This window comes from Pseudocitrobacter faecalis, assembly GCF_965231525.1.
GTDB classification, from domain to species: domain Bacteria; phylum Pseudomonadota; class Gammaproteobacteria; order Enterobacterales; family Enterobacteriaceae; genus Pseudocitrobacter; species Pseudocitrobacter faecalis.
Genome location: NZ_CBDDNJ010000002.1, coordinates 1,219,640 through 1,237,353 on the forward strand (window position 1 = coordinate 1,219,640; position 17,714 = coordinate 1,237,353).

The 17,714-nt window shown below is 56.6% G+C and carries 16 protein-coding genes; 10 read left to right on the forward strand and 6 right to left on the reverse strand.

Going from position 1 to position 17,714, the window contains the following annotated elements; all coding sequences use genetic code 11:
- The first annotated feature begins 257 nt into the window (after positions 1-257).
- Positions 258-1,043, forward strand: coding sequence for a hydroxyethylthiazole kinase (gene thiM, locus ACOXYR_RS06340; protein WP_421356376.1), 786 nt, complete (start codon positions 258-260; stop codon positions 1,041-1,043).
- Complete coding sequence (thiD, locus tag ACOXYR_RS06345) at positions 1,040-1,840, forward strand: bifunctional hydroxymethylpyrimidine kinase/phosphomethylpyrimidine kinase (protein WP_350435583.1); 801 nt, start codon at positions 1,040-1,042, stop codon at positions 1,838-1,840. The genes thiM and thiD overlap by 4 nt, the downstream gene beginning before the upstream one ends.
- A gap of 106 nt (positions 1,841-1,946) precedes the next feature.
- On the opposite strand, the gene ACOXYR_RS06350 is transcribed toward thiD, so the two are convergent.
- The 3 genes from ACOXYR_RS06350 to ACOXYR_RS06360 all read right to left on the reverse strand — a co-directional run bounded on the left by ACOXYR_RS06350 (position 1,947) and on the right by ACOXYR_RS06360 (position 5,449).
- The gene (locus tag ACOXYR_RS06350) at positions 1,947-2,099 is read right to left on the reverse strand and encodes a Hok/Gef family protein (RefSeq protein ID WP_421356377.1); all 153 of its coding nucleotides are present in this window, start codon (positions 2,097-2,099) and stop codon (positions 1,947-1,949) included.
- 221 nt (positions 2,100-2,320) lie between these two features.
- Positions 2,321-3,664: an NCS2 family permease gene (locus ACOXYR_RS06355; protein WP_421356378.1), complete on the reverse strand. Its 1,344-nt coding sequence runs from the start codon at positions 3,662-3,664 to the stop codon at positions 2,321-2,323.
- Positions 3,665-5,449 (reverse strand): adenine deaminase, encoded by a 1,785-nt coding sequence (locus tag ACOXYR_RS06360; protein WP_421356379.1) that lies wholly within the window; start codon positions 5,447-5,449, stop codon positions 3,665-3,667. It abuts the gene before it with no gap.
- A 138-nt stretch (positions 5,450-5,587) separates the two neighbouring features.
- On the opposite strand from ACOXYR_RS06360, the gene ACOXYR_RS06365 reads away from it, so the two are divergent.
- The gene (locus tag ACOXYR_RS06365) at positions 5,588-6,505 is read left to right on the forward strand and encodes a LysR family transcriptional regulator (RefSeq protein WP_421356380.1); all 918 of its coding nucleotides are present in this window, start codon (positions 5,588-5,590) and stop codon (positions 6,503-6,505) included.
- Between the two features lie 79 nt (positions 6,506-6,584).
- Positions 6,585-7,331 carry a GntR family transcriptional regulator gene (locus ACOXYR_RS06370; protein ID WP_189622816.1) on the forward strand — a complete coding sequence of 249 codons (747 nt, stop codon included), beginning with the start codon at positions 6,585-6,587 and terminating at the stop codon, positions 7,329-7,331.
- On the opposite strand, the gene ACOXYR_RS06375 is transcribed toward ACOXYR_RS06370, so the two are convergent.
- From ACOXYR_RS06375 to ACOXYR_RS06385, 3 genes are read right to left on the reverse strand one after another with little or no spacing between them, the layout of a single operon-like run.
- Positions 7,305-8,261, reverse strand: coding sequence for a PfkB family carbohydrate kinase (locus ACOXYR_RS06375; protein ID WP_421356381.1), 957 nt, complete (start codon positions 8,259-8,261; stop codon positions 7,305-7,307). The genes ACOXYR_RS06370 and ACOXYR_RS06375 overlap by 27 nt on opposite strands.
- Positions 8,258-9,262 (reverse strand): ADP-ribosylglycohydrolase family protein, encoded by a 1,005-nt coding sequence (locus tag ACOXYR_RS06380; RefSeq protein ID WP_421356382.1) that lies wholly within the window; start codon positions 9,260-9,262, stop codon positions 8,258-8,260. Before ACOXYR_RS06380 ends, ACOXYR_RS06375 begins: the two co-directional genes overlap by 4 nt.
- Entirely contained in the window at positions 9,259-10,542 is a 1,284-nt protein-coding gene (locus ACOXYR_RS06385) for a nucleoside permease (RefSeq protein ID WP_108473716.1), read from the reverse strand. Before ACOXYR_RS06385 ends, ACOXYR_RS06380 begins: the two co-directional genes overlap by 4 nt.
- A 247-nt stretch (positions 10,543-10,789) precedes the next feature.
- On the opposite strand from ACOXYR_RS06385, the gene fbaB reads away from it, so the two are divergent.
- The 6 genes from fbaB (at position 10,790) to ACOXYR_RS06415 (ending at position 17,712) form a co-directional block, all read left to right on the forward strand.
- The gene (fbaB, locus tag ACOXYR_RS06390; protein ID WP_108473717.1) at positions 10,790-11,842 is read left to right on the forward strand and encodes a class I fructose-bisphosphate aldolase; all 1,053 of its coding nucleotides are present in this window, start codon (positions 10,790-10,792) and stop codon (positions 11,840-11,842) included.
- 282 nt (positions 11,843-12,124) lie between these two features.
- The gene (locus tag ACOXYR_RS06395; RefSeq protein WP_421356383.1) at positions 12,125-13,279 is read left to right on the forward strand and encodes a mandelate racemase family protein; all 1,155 of its coding nucleotides are present in this window, start codon (positions 12,125-12,127) and stop codon (positions 13,277-13,279) included.
- Positions 13,280-13,318: 39 nt separating this feature from the next.
- On the forward strand, positions 13,319-14,941 hold the full coding sequence (locus ACOXYR_RS06400; protein ID WP_108473719.1) for an ABC transporter substrate-binding protein: 1,623 nt from the start codon (positions 13,319-13,321) through the stop codon (positions 14,939-14,941).
- On the forward strand, positions 14,938-15,975 hold the full coding sequence (locus ACOXYR_RS06405) for an ABC transporter permease (protein ID WP_421356384.1): 1,038 nt from the start codon (positions 14,938-14,940) through the stop codon (positions 15,973-15,975). The genes ACOXYR_RS06400 and ACOXYR_RS06405 overlap by 4 nt, the downstream gene beginning before the upstream one ends.
- Entirely contained in the window at positions 15,972-16,877 is a 906-nt protein-coding gene (locus ACOXYR_RS06410) for an ABC transporter permease (protein ID WP_421356385.1), read from the forward strand. Before ACOXYR_RS06405 ends, ACOXYR_RS06410 begins: the two co-directional genes overlap by 4 nt.
- Positions 16,849-17,712: an ABC transporter ATP-binding protein gene (locus tag ACOXYR_RS06415; RefSeq protein WP_350435617.1), complete on the forward strand. Its 864-nt coding sequence runs from the start codon at positions 16,849-16,851 to the stop codon at positions 17,710-17,712. Before ACOXYR_RS06410 ends, ACOXYR_RS06415 begins: the two co-directional genes overlap by 29 nt.
- Positions 17,713-17,714 lie beyond the last annotated feature (2 nt).

The following is a 17,714-nucleotide window of genomic DNA, read 5'->3' on the forward strand; positions in this document are numbered from 1 at the left end:
CACGTCACCACGCTTCACGAACACCGTCACTCACGCTACCTTTAGATGGCGAAAATCAGTAGGGTTAAATCTTCTTTTTCTCCTGCCTGGACGAGAAAAAAAGATGAACGCAGACATAGGATTTTCTTGTCAAATCCAGCTGTTACCTATGCTCCAGATTCCTGATAAAATAAACGTAAATTTCCCTTGTAATGCCGGCGTAGGGAAGTCAGAGACCGTCAGGTCATTGCTTCTGGACGTTCTGGCAGGAGCAAACCATGCAAGCAGAGCCGCTTAGCCCCGCGCAAATCGCGCATTCGTTACATCTTTTTCGTCATCACGCCCCCCTTGTTCACTGCATGACTAACGACGTTGTGCAGACCTTTACCGCTAACGTACTGCTGGCGCTCGGCGCATCCCCCGCGATGGTGATTGATGCGCAGGAAGCCGCGCAGTTCTCTGCCATTGCCGATGCGTTATTGATAAACGTCGGCACGCTGACGCAGCCGCGCGCGCAGGCGATGAAATCCGCCGCGTTGAGTGCGAATGCCGCAGGTAAACCCTGGACTCTCGACCCTGTCGCCGTGGGCGCGTTAACGCTACGTACCGAGTTTTGCCACGACCTGTTGACCTTAAAACCTGCCGCCATTCGGGGGAATGCCTCTGAAATTATGGCGCTGGCGGGGATGAGCGCGGGCGGGCGCGGCGTGGACACTACGGATACGGCCGCCGCTGCGCTACCTGCGGCGCAGGCGCTGGCTCGTCAAATTGGGACTATTGTCGCGGTGACGGGCGAAGTGGATTACATCACCGATGGACAACGCGTTGTCGCGGTCACGGGCGGTAACCCGCTGATGACCCGCGTAGTGGGGACGGGTTGTGCATTGTCGGCGGTCGTCGCGGCAAGCTGTGCGCTGCCGGGCGACAGGCTGGATAACGTTGCCTCAGCCTGCGCCTTTATGAAACAGGCTGGCGGTCGAGCGGCGCAGGATAACGGGCCGGGCAGTTTTGTCCCGGCATTTTTAGATGCGCTGTATGCACTGAATGGGGAGGCACTGGCATGAAACGGATTAATGCATTAACTATTGCGGGTACCGATCCAAGTGGTGGTGCGGGTATTCAGGCTGACCTGAAAACCTTCTCCGCCCTGGGCGCATACGGTTGTTCGGTGATCACCGCACTGGTGGCGCAAAACACCCATGGCGTGCAGTCGGTCTATCGTATTGAACCGGATTTTGTCGCCGCGCAGCTGGATTCCGTGTTTAACGATGTGCGCATCGACACCACCAAAATCGGTATGCTGGCGGAAACGGACATCGTTGAAGCCGTGGCGGAACGATTACAGCGCCATCGGGTGGAAAATGTGGTGCTGGATACGGTCATGCTGGCGAAAAGCGGTGATGCGCTACTCTCGCCTTCGGCGGTGGAAACCCTGCGTAAACGCCTGCTACCGCAAGTGTCATTAATTACGCCGAACCTGCCGGAAGCGGCCGCATTGCTGGATGCACCGCATGCGCGTAATGAGCGAGAAATGCTGGAGCAGGGGCGTGCGCTGTTGGCGATGGGCTGCGGCGCCGTTCTTATGAAAGGTGGTCATCTGGACGACGCGGAAAGCCCCGACTGGCTGTTTACCCGCGACGGCGAGCAGCGTTTTACCGCGCCGCGCGTCAATACCAAAAATACCCACGGCACCGGCTGTACATTATCAGCCGCGCTGGCGGCACTGCGCCCGCGCCATAGCAATTGGGGCGATACGGTGCTGGAAGCGAAAACCTGGCTTTCTGCCGCGCTGGCGCAAGCCGATACGCTGGAAGTTGGCAGCGGGATTGGCCCGGTACATCATTTTCACGCCTGGTGGTAATGGCGCATTGAAAAGCCCGCCGAGGCGGGCTTAGCGGGATAAAAGGGTGCTATGAAGAAGAGAGCTAGCATATAAAGAGTGGCGGGGATAACCCCCGCCGGTGCTCTTACTCGGATTCGTAAGCCGTGAAAACAGCAACCTCCGTTTGATCAGTTCGAATTCGGACCTCGCAGAGATCCTTTCTCGTGACCAGCACCACCAGAATTGTGGTGACACACAGAATTATCAGGGCGATAAGCATCGCCTTGTACTGCTTCATAGCCGTCTACTCCTTGACCCGTAGGCCAGTAAGAGGCTAATCTTAATGTGTCTAGCATTAGATATGGCCTCAGATGCATGTTAAACGTCCTGCAAGACGTTGAATGTATTCTGGGGCTTTTCTCTATCTGCCATCCTGCAAATGCCTGAGACAGATAGCCTCAAGCACCCGCAGATAGTCTACTGCACTACGCCAACAAAACGCTCTTGATGAATTCCTAATTAATGGCGTACCAGCGTCGCAAAGTAATACACCAGCGGTACTGCCAGAATCCATAAACCAAGAGGGATTTCCCGCCACTTCCCGGCAATGGTTTTAATCACCACATAAAACAGCAACCCGCCCGCGATACCTGTTCCGAAGCTGTTGGCGATAAGCGTGATCATCACCATCATCAACACCGGTAAACCGTCGGTGAAATTCGCCAAATCCACCTTACGCAGGCCGCTAAACATATTCAGACCAATCAGGATCAACGCCGGGGCGGTTGCTTCTTTGGGGATCATCAACGCAACGGGCGTAAACAGCAGCATCAGCAGGAACATCATGGCGGCGGCCAGCGCGGTCATGCCGGTTTTGCCGCCTGCTTCCGCCGAGGCTGAGGACTCAATCAGCGCCGTCGCGGCCGGAATGCCGACCCACGGGCCCAGCGCGGCGGCGATGGAGTCAACCATAAACGGGCGGTTGATGTGCGGCATATTGCCTTCTTTATCCAGCAGGCCCGCCTCACCGCCGACGGCAAGCGTGGTGCCCATAGTTGAGAAAAACTCTGAGGCGAAAAAGACAAACAGATAGGGCAGGAAAGCGATATTCAATGCGCCAATGATATCCACCTGTGCAAACACCGGTGTTAACGAGTGGGGCAGGGCGATAAAGCTTGATGGCAGATGCGTGACGCCTGCCGGAATCCCCACCAGCGTCGCACACAGAATTGCCCACAGGATAGCGCCAGGAATGCGCCGTGCCTGCAGGGCAATTGCCAGAAACAGCCCGCATAGCGCCACCAGTGCGCCCGGCGAAAGAAAATCCCCCAGCATCAAGGCGTTATTTTTGGCGCTTGCCAGCACCAACCCGGCATTACGAAACCCGAGCAGGGCGACAAAAATACCGATAGACGCCGTCAGCCCCAGTTTGATGGATTGCGGCACCGAGCGGGTGACCACTTCGCGCAGGCCAAAACGGGTAAGCAGGAAAAACAGCACGCCTGACCAGCAGGCAATCCCCAGCCCAATCGGCCAGCCAATTCCGGCGTTCCCGGCCAGCGAGACGCCGACTAATACCGAGCCGCCAATTCCCGGCCCAACAATAAACGGCAGATTGGCATAAAACGCCATCAGCAACGTGCCGACCACAAATACCAGGATTGTACCAGTAGTCGCCGCGCCTTTATCCATCCCGCCCGCAGCCAGCAGTCCGGGGATCACCACCAGCAGATACGCGGCGGCGAGAAATCCCGTGATGCCCGCCAGACATTCGGTGCGTGCAGAGCTTCCGCGAGCGCGTAGGGAAAAACAACGTTCCAGCCAGCTCTCAGAGGCAGGCGTATTAAGGGAGTGGTCAGCCATTTAGTGGGTGCTCCTTTCCTGGTGCGAAGAGTGAATAAGCGGGTCGACAATCTGACGTGTTGCGCCATCGGTAAGCCCCAAATCCGTCAGATGCGGCCCGGCGTTACAGGCAAGACAGGTGCCTTCAATGGCCTTAAATACCCGGTACGGCGGCTGCCAGTCGGCAATGTCACCGCTACGTTCGCGCAGGTTGCGGAATGCGCTCGCCAGTTCAGGGGCTGGAAGGTCAGAGAGCATACCGGCTATCGGCATCGCCACGTGGGCGATGATCTCACCATGCTGAGCCAGCGCCATCCCGCCGCCGCTGGCAATCAGGGTATTGGCTGCCAGCGCCATCTCGCGCGGGCAGCGGCCCAGTACCACCAGGTTATGCGAATCGTGCGAGTAGCTGGTGGCGATCGCCCCCTGAAGTTCACCCCAGCCCTCCAGCAGGGCGATTTGCGGCCTGGCCTCGTGGCGACCATGGCGATGCTGTACCCAAATCAGACTGAACCCGGTTGGCAGCACGACGCGGCCCTCGCGGATTTGCACATCGACTTCACCCCATTCGGTAAAACGTGCGCCGCGAATATGTTTCAACCGTGCGTTGCCATGTGTGATGTCAGCGATCCGAAGGGCGAAATCGTCCGGGCTGAGCGCTGAAAGATGCATGGTATCTGGCAGCGTAGGGTGGCTCGCCGCCGGCAGCGGTTCAATCATTGCGCCATCGCGGGCGATACGTTTCCCGGCAACATAGACCTGCTGAGGGGTAATGGTGTCCAGTGAATTCAGCACCACCAAATCCGCACGACGACCCGCGGCAATCAGCCCTAAATCATCGCGCTTGAGCCGCAGAGCGCCGTTGAACGTGGCGAAACGCAGCGCATCGACGGCGGGTAAGCCATGCTCAATCAGCAGATTCAGCAGCGCCACGATACCGCCTTTTTCCAGCAACATATCCGGGGGCACATCATCGGTGCAGAGGGTGATCTGCGAGGAGAGATGCGGGAGCGTCTTCAGCGCGGCCACGATGTCCGGCAGCAGATAAGGATGCGAACCCCGAATTTCCAGCGTTAGCCCGGCGCGCAGTTTTTCCAGCGCATCTTCGGCGGAGGTGAGTTCATGATCCGACGTCACGCCCGCCGCGAGGTAAGCCTGTAACCCGGCCCCGCTCAGCCCGCGTGCGTGGCCTTCAATCAGCTTACCGCTTTGTAAGCCGCAGCTAAGGATCTCCTGCATCCGCGTGCTGCCGTTCAGCACGCCGTGCATATCCATCACTTCCGCGACGCCACACACTTCCGGCCAGTTGAGCATGGTTTCCATTTCTGCGCCGGCGAAATCGGCGCCTGACATCTCCAGCCCCGGCGTGGAGGGCACGCTGGAGGGTGCGGCAATCATCACCTGCAGCGGAAGATTGCGGCTGGCATCGATGGCAAAACGCACGCCCTCCACGCCCAGCACGTTCGCCAGTTCGTGCGGATCCCAGAATACTGCCGTTGTGCCCTGCGCCAGCACGATTTCCGCGTAACGGGCAGGAAGAAGATGAGAACTTTCGAGGTGGACGTGGGTGTCGATAAAACCTGGCGAGAGGTAAGAGCCTGGCAGTGAGTGTGTTTCTGATGCGTCGCTGCGGCTGCCGCGCGGATGCACGCTGGCAATCATTTCGCCGACGATCCCCACATCCGCTTCGCGAATTTCGCCGGTGACCATATCCACAATGCTGGCATCGGTAAGCAGGAGATCGAAAGGCGCGTCGCCTTTTGCGGCGGCTATCGCCCGGCGGCGAAGGGAGTCAGTGGTAAGCATAGCTTTCGTCCGGTCATTCAATATGGGCGCTACTTTACGAAGTGTGAAAGGTGATGGCAAACGTTTGCCTCACTGAAAAAATTTATCACCTGATAAGAAAAGGTTATTCTGCGACAAACCAACAATGCGAAACCCATCATGACTGAACCCTGGCAACGGCTTCCCGCACTCTCCCTAAAGCAGCTTCAGTATTTTGTTACCCTGGCCCGGTTGCGCCACTTCACCGATACCGCCAGTAAGCTCGCGATAAGCCAGCCCGCACTGAGCAGCGCGCTGCGGCAGATTGAAACGGTGCTGGGCGGAAAACTGGTCAACCGAACCGCCGCCGCCGTGACGCTGACGGAGCTGGGCGTTGCCATTCTTCCTCATGCCGAGCGGGTGCTTAACGTCGCCCAGCAGGCGTTCAGCGATATGCGGCAAATTGTCGAATCCGGCGGCGACGGCACCTTGCGGATTGGCCTGGTACCCTCGGTCAGTTCGCTGTTGTTCCCGACCGTGGCCGAACGGCTGGCGCAGGCATTTCCCCGGCTGAAGGTGGAGTTTCACGATCTCACTAACGATGCGTTAGTGACGCAGATCCTGAACGGGCAGCTGGATTTCGGCATTGGCGCGCTGGACAGTTCTGTGTCCCCGGCCTTACAGGTTTTCCCGGTGCTGGAAGATCCGTTTGTCGCCGTCCTGCATGTTGGCGATCCGCTTGCCCAATCGGCCCATCTTCCGTGGCAGCAACTTGCTGGCCGCGATGTGGCCGTCTTTTCAAAAGGTAATATTCAGCGGCTGGTGGGGGCGCTCGACGAGAGTCAGCGTCTGAAGCTGCATATTCGCTATCACGTCGATTACATTGAAACCCTGTACGGACTGGTGCGCTCCAGGCTGGCGGCGGCGATTTTGCCGCAGCTTTACACCGCGCACCTCTGCGATCCGCAGCTAAAAGTGGTGCAGCTTCAGCAGCCGGAGCTTACACGAACGGTGGCGTTGATGCGCAACGCCGCACCGCTGCCACCGCAGGTCGAACAGACTTTTACGTTGTTACAACGCGTCGTGCGGGATGAATAAACCCCATTTCCTTGCCGGGAGTAGTCTTCCGGCGTGACGCCACCTATACTGGCTCGGAGACCATTGCAGGGAAAGATAAATGGAACAATCACATACGCGGTTAATCGCACAAATTACTGAGCGTATTGCCGCAGCGGATAACACGCCGCTCTATCTGAAGTTCGCTGAAACGGTGAAAAATGCCGTACGCAGCGGAATACTTGAGCACGGCAATATTTTGCCGGGTGAACGTGATCTGAGCCAGTTAACCGGCGTGTCGCGCATCACGGTGCGCAAAGCAATGCAAACGCTGGAAGAGGAAGGCGTGGTGACGCGTGCGCGCGGTTATGGCACGCAAATCAATAATATTTTTGAATATTCCCTGAAGGAAGCACGCGGATTTTCCCAGCAGGTCGTGTTACGGGGTAAAAAGCCAGATACCCTTTGGGTGAATAAACGGATTGTGCCTTGCCCGGAAGAGGTGGCGTCACAACTGGCTATTGCGTCAGGAAGCGAGGTTTTTCTGCTCAAACGCATTCGTTATGTGGATGAAGAGGCTGTATCCATTGAAGAGTCCTGGGTGCCCGCCCAGTTGATTCATGATGTGGATGAGATTGGCGTGTCCCTGTATGACTATTTTCGCAGCCAGCACATTTTTCCACAACGCACGCGCTCAAGAGTCAGCGCCCGGATGCCGGATGCGGAATTTCAGTCGCACATTCGGATGGATGAAAAAATCCCGGTGTTGGTGATTAAACAGGTTGCGCTTGACCAGCAGCAGCGGCCGATTGAGTACAGCATCAGCCACTGCCGCAGTGATTTATATGTCTTTGTGTGCGAGGAGTAGTGCTTCGCGCGTGGGGCTACAGTCGCCGCCACGGTGACCGACCACCCAGGACGCGACCGCGTTTCCGAGCAATACGGATTCGCTGAGCGTCCAGCCAGAAGCAAGACCTGCCAGCGTACCGCCTGCGTGACTGTCGCCCGCGCCGATGGTGTCAACGACCGTCACAGGAAACGGTGCTGCCAGCCCCTGTTCCTGCGGGCTGAAATACCATGCTCCCTCTTTGTCATGACGCACGATAAGCGGTGTGCCAAACGTCGCCATCCATGCACGACCGAACTGCCGGGTTTCCGGCGGTAAATTAAAGCGTGCGGCGGCGATGTCGGCTTCCTGGCGATTCAGCGAAATAACAGGCTTGCAGGCCATAATACGTGCCATCAGCGCATCAGGAATATCGGCAATGCGCGGGCCAAAATCGATAAATGGCGTGACGTCTTGCAGACTTTCAAGCCAACGGACAAGTAACTCGCCGCACGGCGACGCAAGCTGATAACCGGAAAGCGACACCAGGCTTTGCGGAGCGACGGACAACTGTCCCAGCCAGTCCGCATTCCACTGATTCTCGACGCCGCTGAACGACATAAACGTACGCTCGCCATCCGGCTCGACCAGCGCCAGACACCAGCCGTTATCGCCCTGTACACCATCAATGCAACTGACAAGCCCCTCACGGGCCAGACTGTTGCGGATGATATCGGCCCAGACGCCCTGGCCGAGAGGCAACGCGTTGTGAGCCTGCATACCGAGGCGTTTGAGCGCTACGGCAATATTCAACGCACAACCGCCAATATTGACGCTTTGCTGTTGCAGCTCGATATCGCAGCCACGCCAGGGAAGGGCATAGGCGTCGGCAATTACGTCGATGACCGCCGCGCCAACGACGGTTATTGGACGTCGATTACCTAAGGTGGTTAATCGCGACGCGACATTCATAACGCCTCCCGTTGCTCGCGATACTTCGCCAGTGCGGTTGCGTAGCGGGAAAAATCGAGTTGATTGACGTCGTCGAGTTGCTTTTTCAGCACTGGGTCAATGGCCGAAATACCGCCCAGTGCCCCGCAAATCGCCGTTGCCATCGCCCCGATGGTATCTGTATCCCCCCCGAGGTTGGCGCATAAAATAGCACAACGGTTGGGGCAGCCCTGCGCCAGTTCGACCATTGCGATAGCGCAGGGCACGGATTCAATCGTACTGGTTCCCGCCCCCACCACCTGATAAAGCTGCTCGCTGGCGGATTCTGTACCGCTTGCATTGCGAACAATATCTAACGCCAGTTCCAGACGCGCGGCAAGTGAGGCACTGAAGGTGGTTACGCGCTTTTCCTGTGCGTGACGAGCCACGGAAGGCAGTGAATCGACGATGGTCTGCCAGCGTTCGCCGTCGATTGCGCGGGAGATGGCCCAGGCCACCACTACCGCGCCTGCCACGGCAAGATCCGATTTATGCGTTGGGCTTGAGGCCAGCGCAACCTCATCAATAAAGTGGTCGAGATGGGCCGCGGGCAGCAGGCAACCCAGCGGCGAAACGCGCATCGCTGCGCCGTTCGTGACGCCATTATTTTCCAGTGCGCTAAGGGGTTTGCCATCGCGGATCGCATTTAGCGCAATTTTGGAGGTCGGGCCCAGTACGTTTTTGTTGAACGCATCGAAGCCTTCCGCCCAGGCCAGAATATTACGGCCAATAAGATCCGGGTCGATCTGCCCCTGGCGCTCAAGAATGGCGTCTGCGAGGCACAAAGCCATTGATGTATCGTCAGTGAATTCCGCGCGGTTAAAGTAGCAGGCGGCATTGTTTTCAGCAGGCCCCGGCAGGAAACGGTCGATCCAGCCGAAGTGCGCCTTCACGCGTGAACGCGGCCAAAGCTCTGAAGGCATTCCCATCGCATCGCCCAATGCCTGGCCGTACAGCGCGCCAAGAATACGTTCTGTTTTCATTTTATTTCCCCTTGTGTCAGTGCAGCGTCGCGTGGGTCGTTTTGCACCTTAATGGCGGTGATCTCTTTATCCGACTCGCGAAAGAAAAGCATAAACAGCACAGCGATAACGGCAATCATGATAGCGCCGAAGCCCCACATGCCCGCCCAGTTGAAGGTCAACCCATTCACCGGCTCTTTATAAGCGAACATTTTTTCCATCATTACGCCGCCAATGCGGTAGCCGAGCAGGCTGCCAAAACCCTGACAGCAGAGGGTAATAAGCCCTTGTGCGGCAGTTCGCATATGTACCGGCGCTTTTTTATCTACATAGATGTAGGCGGTAACGTAGTAAAAATCGTAGCTCACGCCGTGGAGCAAAATACCGAGGAACAGCAGGGCATAAGTGAAGTATTGCTCTGCGCCACCGTAAACGAAGAATCCATAGCGGATCGCTGCGGTAATAAGACCAAGCAATAATACCTTTTTAATGCCAAAGCGTTTGGTGAAGAACGGCAGTGCCAGCATAAAGAAGATTTCGGAGAACTGACCGAGCGTCATCCAGCCGGTCGCATTTTGCATGCCGACTTCGGTGAGATACCCGTTGGCAAAGATGTAGTAGAACGCCAGCGGCATGGCGAACAGGAATGAGCAGAAGAAAAAGACGAGGAAGTTTTTATCGCGCAGCAGGACTAACGCATCCAGCCCCAGCATGACTTTGAAGTCCAGTTTCCCCGTGCTTTTCGGTGGGGTGTCCGGCAGCATGAACGCGAAAATCCCCAGCAGCAGCGAGCTACCCGCCGTGATTAACAAAGGAATGTTTGTGGGTGAAATATCGTTATAGCCCATCATTTGCGGCAGGAAACCGCACACCAGCCCGGAGGCTATCCAGCCGATCGTGCCCATGACGCGAATGCGCGGGAAGTCACGTTCGACGTCCGGCACGTTGGCAAAGGCAATGCTGTTGGTGAGCGCAATGGTCGGCATATAGGTGAGCGAGTAGGCGAGTAGCAGCGGGAAAAAGCCGGCAAACGTGGTTTGCTGTGCGGCAAAATACATCAGCGCTGCACCAACAAACATCAGTAGGGCGAGAACTTTCTGTGCCGAGAAAAAACGGTCTGTCAGCGAGCCGACCAGAATCGGTGAGAGGATAGCTGCAATCGCAGTACAGGCATAAGACCAGCCAATTTCGCCCGCTGAAAATCCGCTCTTATTTAGCCACAGCCACAAGGGAACAAACCACGCGCCCCAGATAAACCACTCAATGAACATCATGAACGACAGCTTTACTGTAGTTTTCATCTTTAAATCCTTCATGACAGGTAAGGTACGTAGAGACAATACCATCATGCAATACCTTTTAAATACCTTTGAGGTGAAACTTTGACCGGTGTAACACTTTACCGTCCATGAATCGTGCCAGCAGATTGCGCTTAAAAATGCCCGGAGAATGGAAAATTCCCGTTTCCGCGACCAGACTTATTGCTGCCCAAAAATTCCGGGCAGGAAATTCACGCCGACACGACGTTGGCATTACGGGAGCATCGCCATGACTGATATTACGCAATTGCTTGGCAAAGACGCCGACAGCCTTTTACAGCATCGTTGTATGACCATTCCAGCCGACCAACTCTATCTGCCAGGTCACGATTACGTTGACCGGGTGATGATGGACAATAACCGTCCGCCTGCCGTGCTGCGAAACATGCAGACGCTTTATAATACCGGACGTCTGGCCGGAACCGGCTACTTATCGATTCTGCCTGTTGACCAGGGGGTAGAGCACTCTGCCGGTGCGTCATTTGCCGCTAACCCACTCTATTTTGATCCGAAAAATATCGTTGAGCTGGCGATTGAAGCGGGCTGTAACTGCGTGGCATCAACCTATGGTGTGCTGGCCTCCGTCTCGCGTCGTTACGCGCACCGCATTCCGTTCCTCGTTAAGCTGAATCACAACGAAACCCTGAGCTACCCGAACACCTTCGACCAGACGCTGTATGCCAGCGTTGAGCAGGCATTCAACCTGGGCGCCGTTGCCGTGGGCGCCACCATCTATTTCGGCTCCGAAGAGTCTCGTCGCCAGATTGAAGAAATCTCCGCCGCCTTTGAACGCGCGCATGAGCTGGGTATGGTTACCGTGCTGTGGGCCTACCTGCGTAACCCGGCATTCAAGAAAGACGGTGTCGATTACCACGTTTCTGCCGACCTGACCGGGCAGGCCAATCATCTGGCAGCAACCATCGGCGCAGATATCGTGAAGCAGAAAATGGCCGAGAATAACGGCGGCTATAAAGCGGTGAACTTTGGCTATACGGACGATCGCGTCTACAGCAAACTCACCAGCGAGAATCCCATTGACCTGGTGCGTTACCAGTTGGCGAACTGCTATATGGGACGCGCCGGGCTGATTAACTCCGGCGGTGCGGCAGGCGGTGAAACCGACCTTTCCGACGCGGTGCGTACAGCGGTTATCAATAAACGCGCGGGCGGTATGGGCCTGATTCTGGGGCGTAAAGCCTTCAAAAAATCAATGGCCGATGGCGTGCAGTTGATCAACGCGGTTCAGGATGTGTATCTGGATAGTAAAGTCACTATCGCATAATGCCTTTCCCGGCGAGTTTTTGCCTCGCCGGGTTTACCTTTTCTCGTCACGATCCCCCTCACATTTCTCTCTCCTTTTGTGAAAACAGTCACGTCCCCTCGTGCTTATGCCCAAAAAACAGTCAATCGTTAGCGGGATTTGTCCGAGGCAGGTCTCATATTTTGTGCTTAGATTATCCAGTGAAACGCTTTTTCAATTACTTAAAACCGGCTTGCCGGGAAGTGTAAGTCACAGGATTGTGGCATCCACAATGCCCACTTTTTGTTGTACTAAGGACACATAATGAAAATTGAATCTGTAAACGTCACTGTATTTCAATACCCTACACGTCGGGTATCCGACAGCGCAGGCCATTCGCACCCCGGAGCGGAAAGCCTGGCAAAAATGGCGATGCTCACGATTACTGCTGATGACGGCACTCAGGGCTTTTCGTTTGCCCCGCCGGAAGTGGTGCGCCCGTTTGTGGTGAATACCTTTTTCCGCAAAGTGCTGGTCGGGCAGGATCCGTTTAACCGTGAGCGCCTCTGGCAGGATCTGGTGCACTGGCAGCGCGGGAGCGCACACCAACTGACCGAGCGCGCGCTGTCGTTTATCGAGCAGGCGCTGTGGGATTTAATGGGCCGCAAACTCAATATGCCGGTGTATAAACTGCTGGGCGGCTTCCGCGATAAAGTTCCGGCCTATGGCAGCACCATGTGCGGCGACGATCTGAAAGGCGGGCTCTCCACGCCGGAAGAGTACGCTGCGTTTGCCGAAACGCTGGTGGCGCGCGGGTATAAGGCCATCAAACTGCACACCTGGATGCCGCCAGTTTCTTTTGCGCCCAACCCGAAAATGGATATCAAAGCCTGCGCCGCTGTGCGTGAAGCCGTTGGCCCGGATATCGACCTGATGATCGACGGTTATCACTGGTACAGCCGCACCGAAGCGCTGTGGATCGGTAAAGAGCTGGAAAAACTCAACTTCGCCTGGTTTGAAGAGCCGATGGAAGAGGACAGCATGTCGTCTTATGCCTGGCTTGCGGAAAATCTTTCTATTCCGGTGATTGGCCCGGAAAGCTTTGGCGGCAAGCACCACAGCCGCGCCGACTGGGTGAAAGCCGGAGCTTGCGACATTCTGCGTGCGGGCGCGAACGGCGTCGGCGGCATAACGCCAACCATGAAGGTCGCGGCGCTGGCGGAATCCTTCGGCATGGATTGCGAAGTGCATGGCAACGGCGCGGCGAGCCTGGCGGTGGTGGGGGCGATTCGCAACTGTCGCTGGTACGAACGTGGCCTGCTGCATCCTTTCCTGAACTACGATGAGCCCGCGGCTTACCTGAACGCCATTGTTGACCCAATGGACGCCGATGGTTTTGTGCATCTGCCGCAGGGGCCGGGTCTCGGGGAAGATATTAATTTTGCGTATATCGAAGCCAATACCGTCAGCCACGACTGACAGATAAAAATACTTCAACCCTACAAACGGTATACACAGATGAAAAAATCTTCCCTCGCGGGCGCGTGTTTACTCGCGCTATCGCTGATGATGGGGAGCGGGGTGACGCTTGCGAAAACGCCTCCCGATCAGCTCATCATTGGTATGAATATGAACAATCTGCTGACCCTCGACCCGGCGGCGATGACCGGGAACGAGGTGGTAGGCATTGTCGTTAATCTCTACGATTCGCTGGTGGAGCTTGATGCCAATCAACTCACCAACGTGAAACCGGCGCTGGCGAAATCCTGGGATATCAGCCCGGACGGCAAGGTGCTGACCTTCCATCTGCGCGACAACGTTACCTTCCATTCCGGCAACCCGCTTACTGCTGATGATGTGGTGTGGTCGATGCGCCGTATTCTGCACCTGAATCTCGCGCAGGCGTCGGTGTGGAAATCCTACGGCTTCAGTAAGAAAAATATTGATAACCAGGTGAGCGCACCCGACCCCTACACGGTGCAAATCACGCTGCCGAAGGCCAACGATCCACAACTGGTTATCTACTCTCTGGGGGCGCTCGGTAACCTTGGCGTGCTCGACAGCAAAACCGTGCAGCAGCATGAAATCAATAATGATTGGGGTAACCGCTGGCTGACCACCAATGAAGCCGGTTCGGGCCCCTTTATGCTGGAAACCTGGCAGGCGAAAGATGTACTGCGCATGAAGCGCAACCCGCACTACTGGCGTGAAGAGGCCAAAATGAGCCGGGTGGTGCTGCGCCATTTTCAGGAGTCGCAAACCCTGCGTCTGATGATTGAAAAGGGGGATTTGGACGTTGCTAATAATATGGCCGTGTCCGATATCAATGCCCTGCGTAACGATCCCAATCTGACGGTGGAAGCGGTGCAGAAAGGCACGGTGTATTACGTGGCGATGAGCATGAAAGAGGCCCACTTTGCCAACCCGAAAGTACGCGAAGCGGTGCGCTATCTGATTGATTATCAGGGAATCAACAAAGCGCTGATGCCAGGCTACGGGGTGCTGCACCAGCGTCCTATCAAAGCCGGAATGCCGTCAACCCTGCCTGACCCTGGGTATCAGCTCGATATTCCTCGGGCGAAGAAACTGCTGGCGGAAGCGGGATACCCTGAGGGTTTCGACACTACGCTGCGCGTCCTTGCCGATCAGCCCTTTCTCAACATTGCGATTGCCGTTCAGTCAACGCTGATGCAGGCGGGCATCAACGCCAAAATCATTACCGGCACCGGTAATCAGATTTACGGCGCGATGCGTGAACGCAAATTTGACCTGCTGGTGGGGCGTGGCGGCAGCGGGATGGAGCCCCATCCGCACTCCAGCCTGCGTGCGCTGGTGTACAACCCGGATAACCGCGATGAAGCGCGGTTGACCAACTTCCAGGGCTGGCGTACCGGATTTTACGACAAGCAACTCAACGAGATGATCGACACTGCGCTGCTTGAGCGCGATCCGCAAAAACAACTGGCTGACTATCAGGCCATCCAGACCCGTTATGACCAGCTTATCCCGGCGCTGCAACCGCTGTCGCAGATGGTTGATTCGGTAGTGGTGCGTAACGACGTCAAAGATTTCCAGTCGCATCCCTCGGCCACCACGTTTTTGCGTGGAGTTTATAAAGTCAGCGAAGGAGACAAAGGATGAGTATGGTCATACTTGCGCCGGGCTCGCGCGCCCGGCGATTCTCTCAGCGATTGATGCAGGTCGCGATTACGCTGTTTGGCCTGCTATTACTCACCTTTTTCATCGGGCGGGTCATGCCTATCGACCCGGTATTAGCGATTGTCGGCCCGGATGCGGATCAAAGCACCTATCAGCAGGTTTATCAGCAACTGGGCTTTGATAAGTCTCTGGCGGCGCAGTTTGGCATCTACTTCAGCAACCTGCTGCACGGTGATTTAGGCAACGCATTGCTTACCGGGAAGCCTGTGCTCGACGATATTATCCGCGTCTTTCCGGCCACCATGGAGCTGGCGACGATGGCGATTATTGTCGGTGCCGGGCTCGGCATTCCGCTGGGTGTACTGGCGGCGGCGCGTCGTAACAGCGTTTCCGACTATGTGGTGAGAATTATCAGCCTGGCGGGCTACTCCACGCCAATCTTCTGGGTGGGGATGATGGGGCTGCTGGTGTTTTACGCGTGGCTCGGCTGGGTGGGCGGCGCGGGGCGTATGGATTTAGGTCTGGACGGCCTGGTGCAGCGTCGAACCGGGTTAATGACCGTCGATGCGCTACTGGCGGGTAACGGCACGGTGTTCTGGAACGCGATTAACCACCTGATCCTGCCCGCTGCGCTTCTCGGTTTTCACTCGCTGGCCTACATCAGCCGTATGACCCGCAGCTTTATGCTGGCGCAGTTGTCGCAGGAGTTCATCATCACCGCCCGTGTGAAGGGGCTGACCGAACGTCAGGTCATCTGGAATCACGCGTTTCGTAACATTCTGGTACAGCTGCTGACCGTCGTTGCGCTGGCTTACGGCTCACTGCTGGAAGGCGCGGTGCTGATTGAAACCGTCTTCTCATGGCCGGGCTTTGGTTCTTATCTCACCGGCAGCCTGCTGTTGGGGGATATGAACGCGGTGATGGGCTGCGTGCTGGTGGTCGGGGTGATCTTCGTGATGCTCAACCTGCTTTCCGACATGCTTTATCAACTCTTTGATCCGAGGACAAAATCATGACCGTTTCTCTGGATACGCCAGTCAACTCCGGCGGCGGCGAAGGTGTCGCGCGCATCAAACGCGCGTTGCAGCGTACGGGCGGGTTTATCGGCAAGATGGCGCGTAATCCGCTTACCGCTATCGGCGGCGGGATTATTTTTCTGCTGCTGGTGGTGGCGATTTTTGCACCGCTTATCGCACCGTATAACCCGCTGGTGCAGGATCTCAACAACGCGCTCACCGCACCCAATGCGCAGCACTGGTTTGGAACCGATGAATTTGGCCGCGATATCTTCAGCCGCCTGGTATACGGCTCGCGCATCACCCTTTACATCGTACTGCTGGTGTCGATTACCGTTGGCCCGCTGGGGCTGCTGCTCGGCGTTACGGCAGGCTATTTTGGCGGCAAAGTCGATATGGTGCTGATGCGTGTGACCGACATATTTATCTCCTTCCCAAGCCTGGTGCTGGCGCTGGCGTTTGTCGCCGCGTTGGGGCCAGGGCTGGAGCATGTGGTTATCGCGATTACCTTAACCGCCTGGCCGCCGATTGCCCGCCTGGCACGCGCCGAAACGCTCTCCTTACGTCAGGCCGATTTTATCTCAGCAGTGCGTTTGCAGGGCGCATCGCCGGTGCGCGTGCTGTGGCGTCATATTGTGCCGCTGTGCCTGCCGTCGGTGATCATCCGTATCACCATGAATATGGCGGGGATCATTCTGACCGCCGCCGGGCTCGGCTTCCTCGGCCTTGGCGCACAGCCGCCGGAGCCGGAGTGGGGGGCGATGATCTCCAGTGGCCGCACCTACATGATGGAGTGCTGGTGGGTGGTCACCATTCCGGGGCTGGCAATTCTGATTAACAGTCTGGCGTTCAATTTCTTAGGAGATGGCTTACGTGACATCCTCGATCCTCGCAGCATGTAATACGCCGTTGCTTGATGTGCGCGACCTGCACGTTGAGTTTGTTAACGGCCAGGCGGTGACCCACGCGGTGCGCGGTGTCTCCTTTCAACTGGGGCGCGAAAAGCTGGCGATTGTGGGTGAATCAGGTTCCGGTAAATCGACCGTTGGGCGCGCGCTGTTGCATCTACATCCAAAAAAATCCCGCATTACCGCAGAACGGATGCAGTTCGGCGATATCGATTTGCAGCATGCCACGGAAGCGCAGATGCGCGGCATTCGTGGTAAACGGATTTCGATGATCATGCAGGATCCGAAATATTCGCTGAATCCGGTGGTGTGTGTGGGTGATCAGATTGCTGAAGCCTGGCTGACGCACCATCCGGGGCATAAAGCCGAGGCGAAAGCCAAAGCGATGGCGATGCTGGAGGTGGTGCGTATTCGCCAGCCGGAGCGGGTTTACGCGCTCTATCCCCATGAAATCTCCGGTGGGCAGGGGCAGCGGGTGATGATTGCCATGATGTTGATAACCGACCCGGAACTGGTGATCGCCGATGAACCGACCTCGGCGCTGGACGTCTCCGTGCGTTTGCAGGTGCTGGGGTTGCTAGACGATCTGGTGAAATCACGCGGGTTAGGGCTGATTTTTATCAGCCACGATATTAACCTGGTGCGCAGTTTTTGCGACCGAGTGCTGGTGATGTACGCCGGGCGGGTGGTGGAATCGATTGCCGCTAAAGATCTCGATAAGGCGCAGCATCCCTATACGCAGGGGTTGATCAATTCGCTACCCGATATGCATCAACGTCGCCCGGTGTTACCGGTGCTTCAGCGTCAGGCGAGCTGGCTGACAGAATAAGG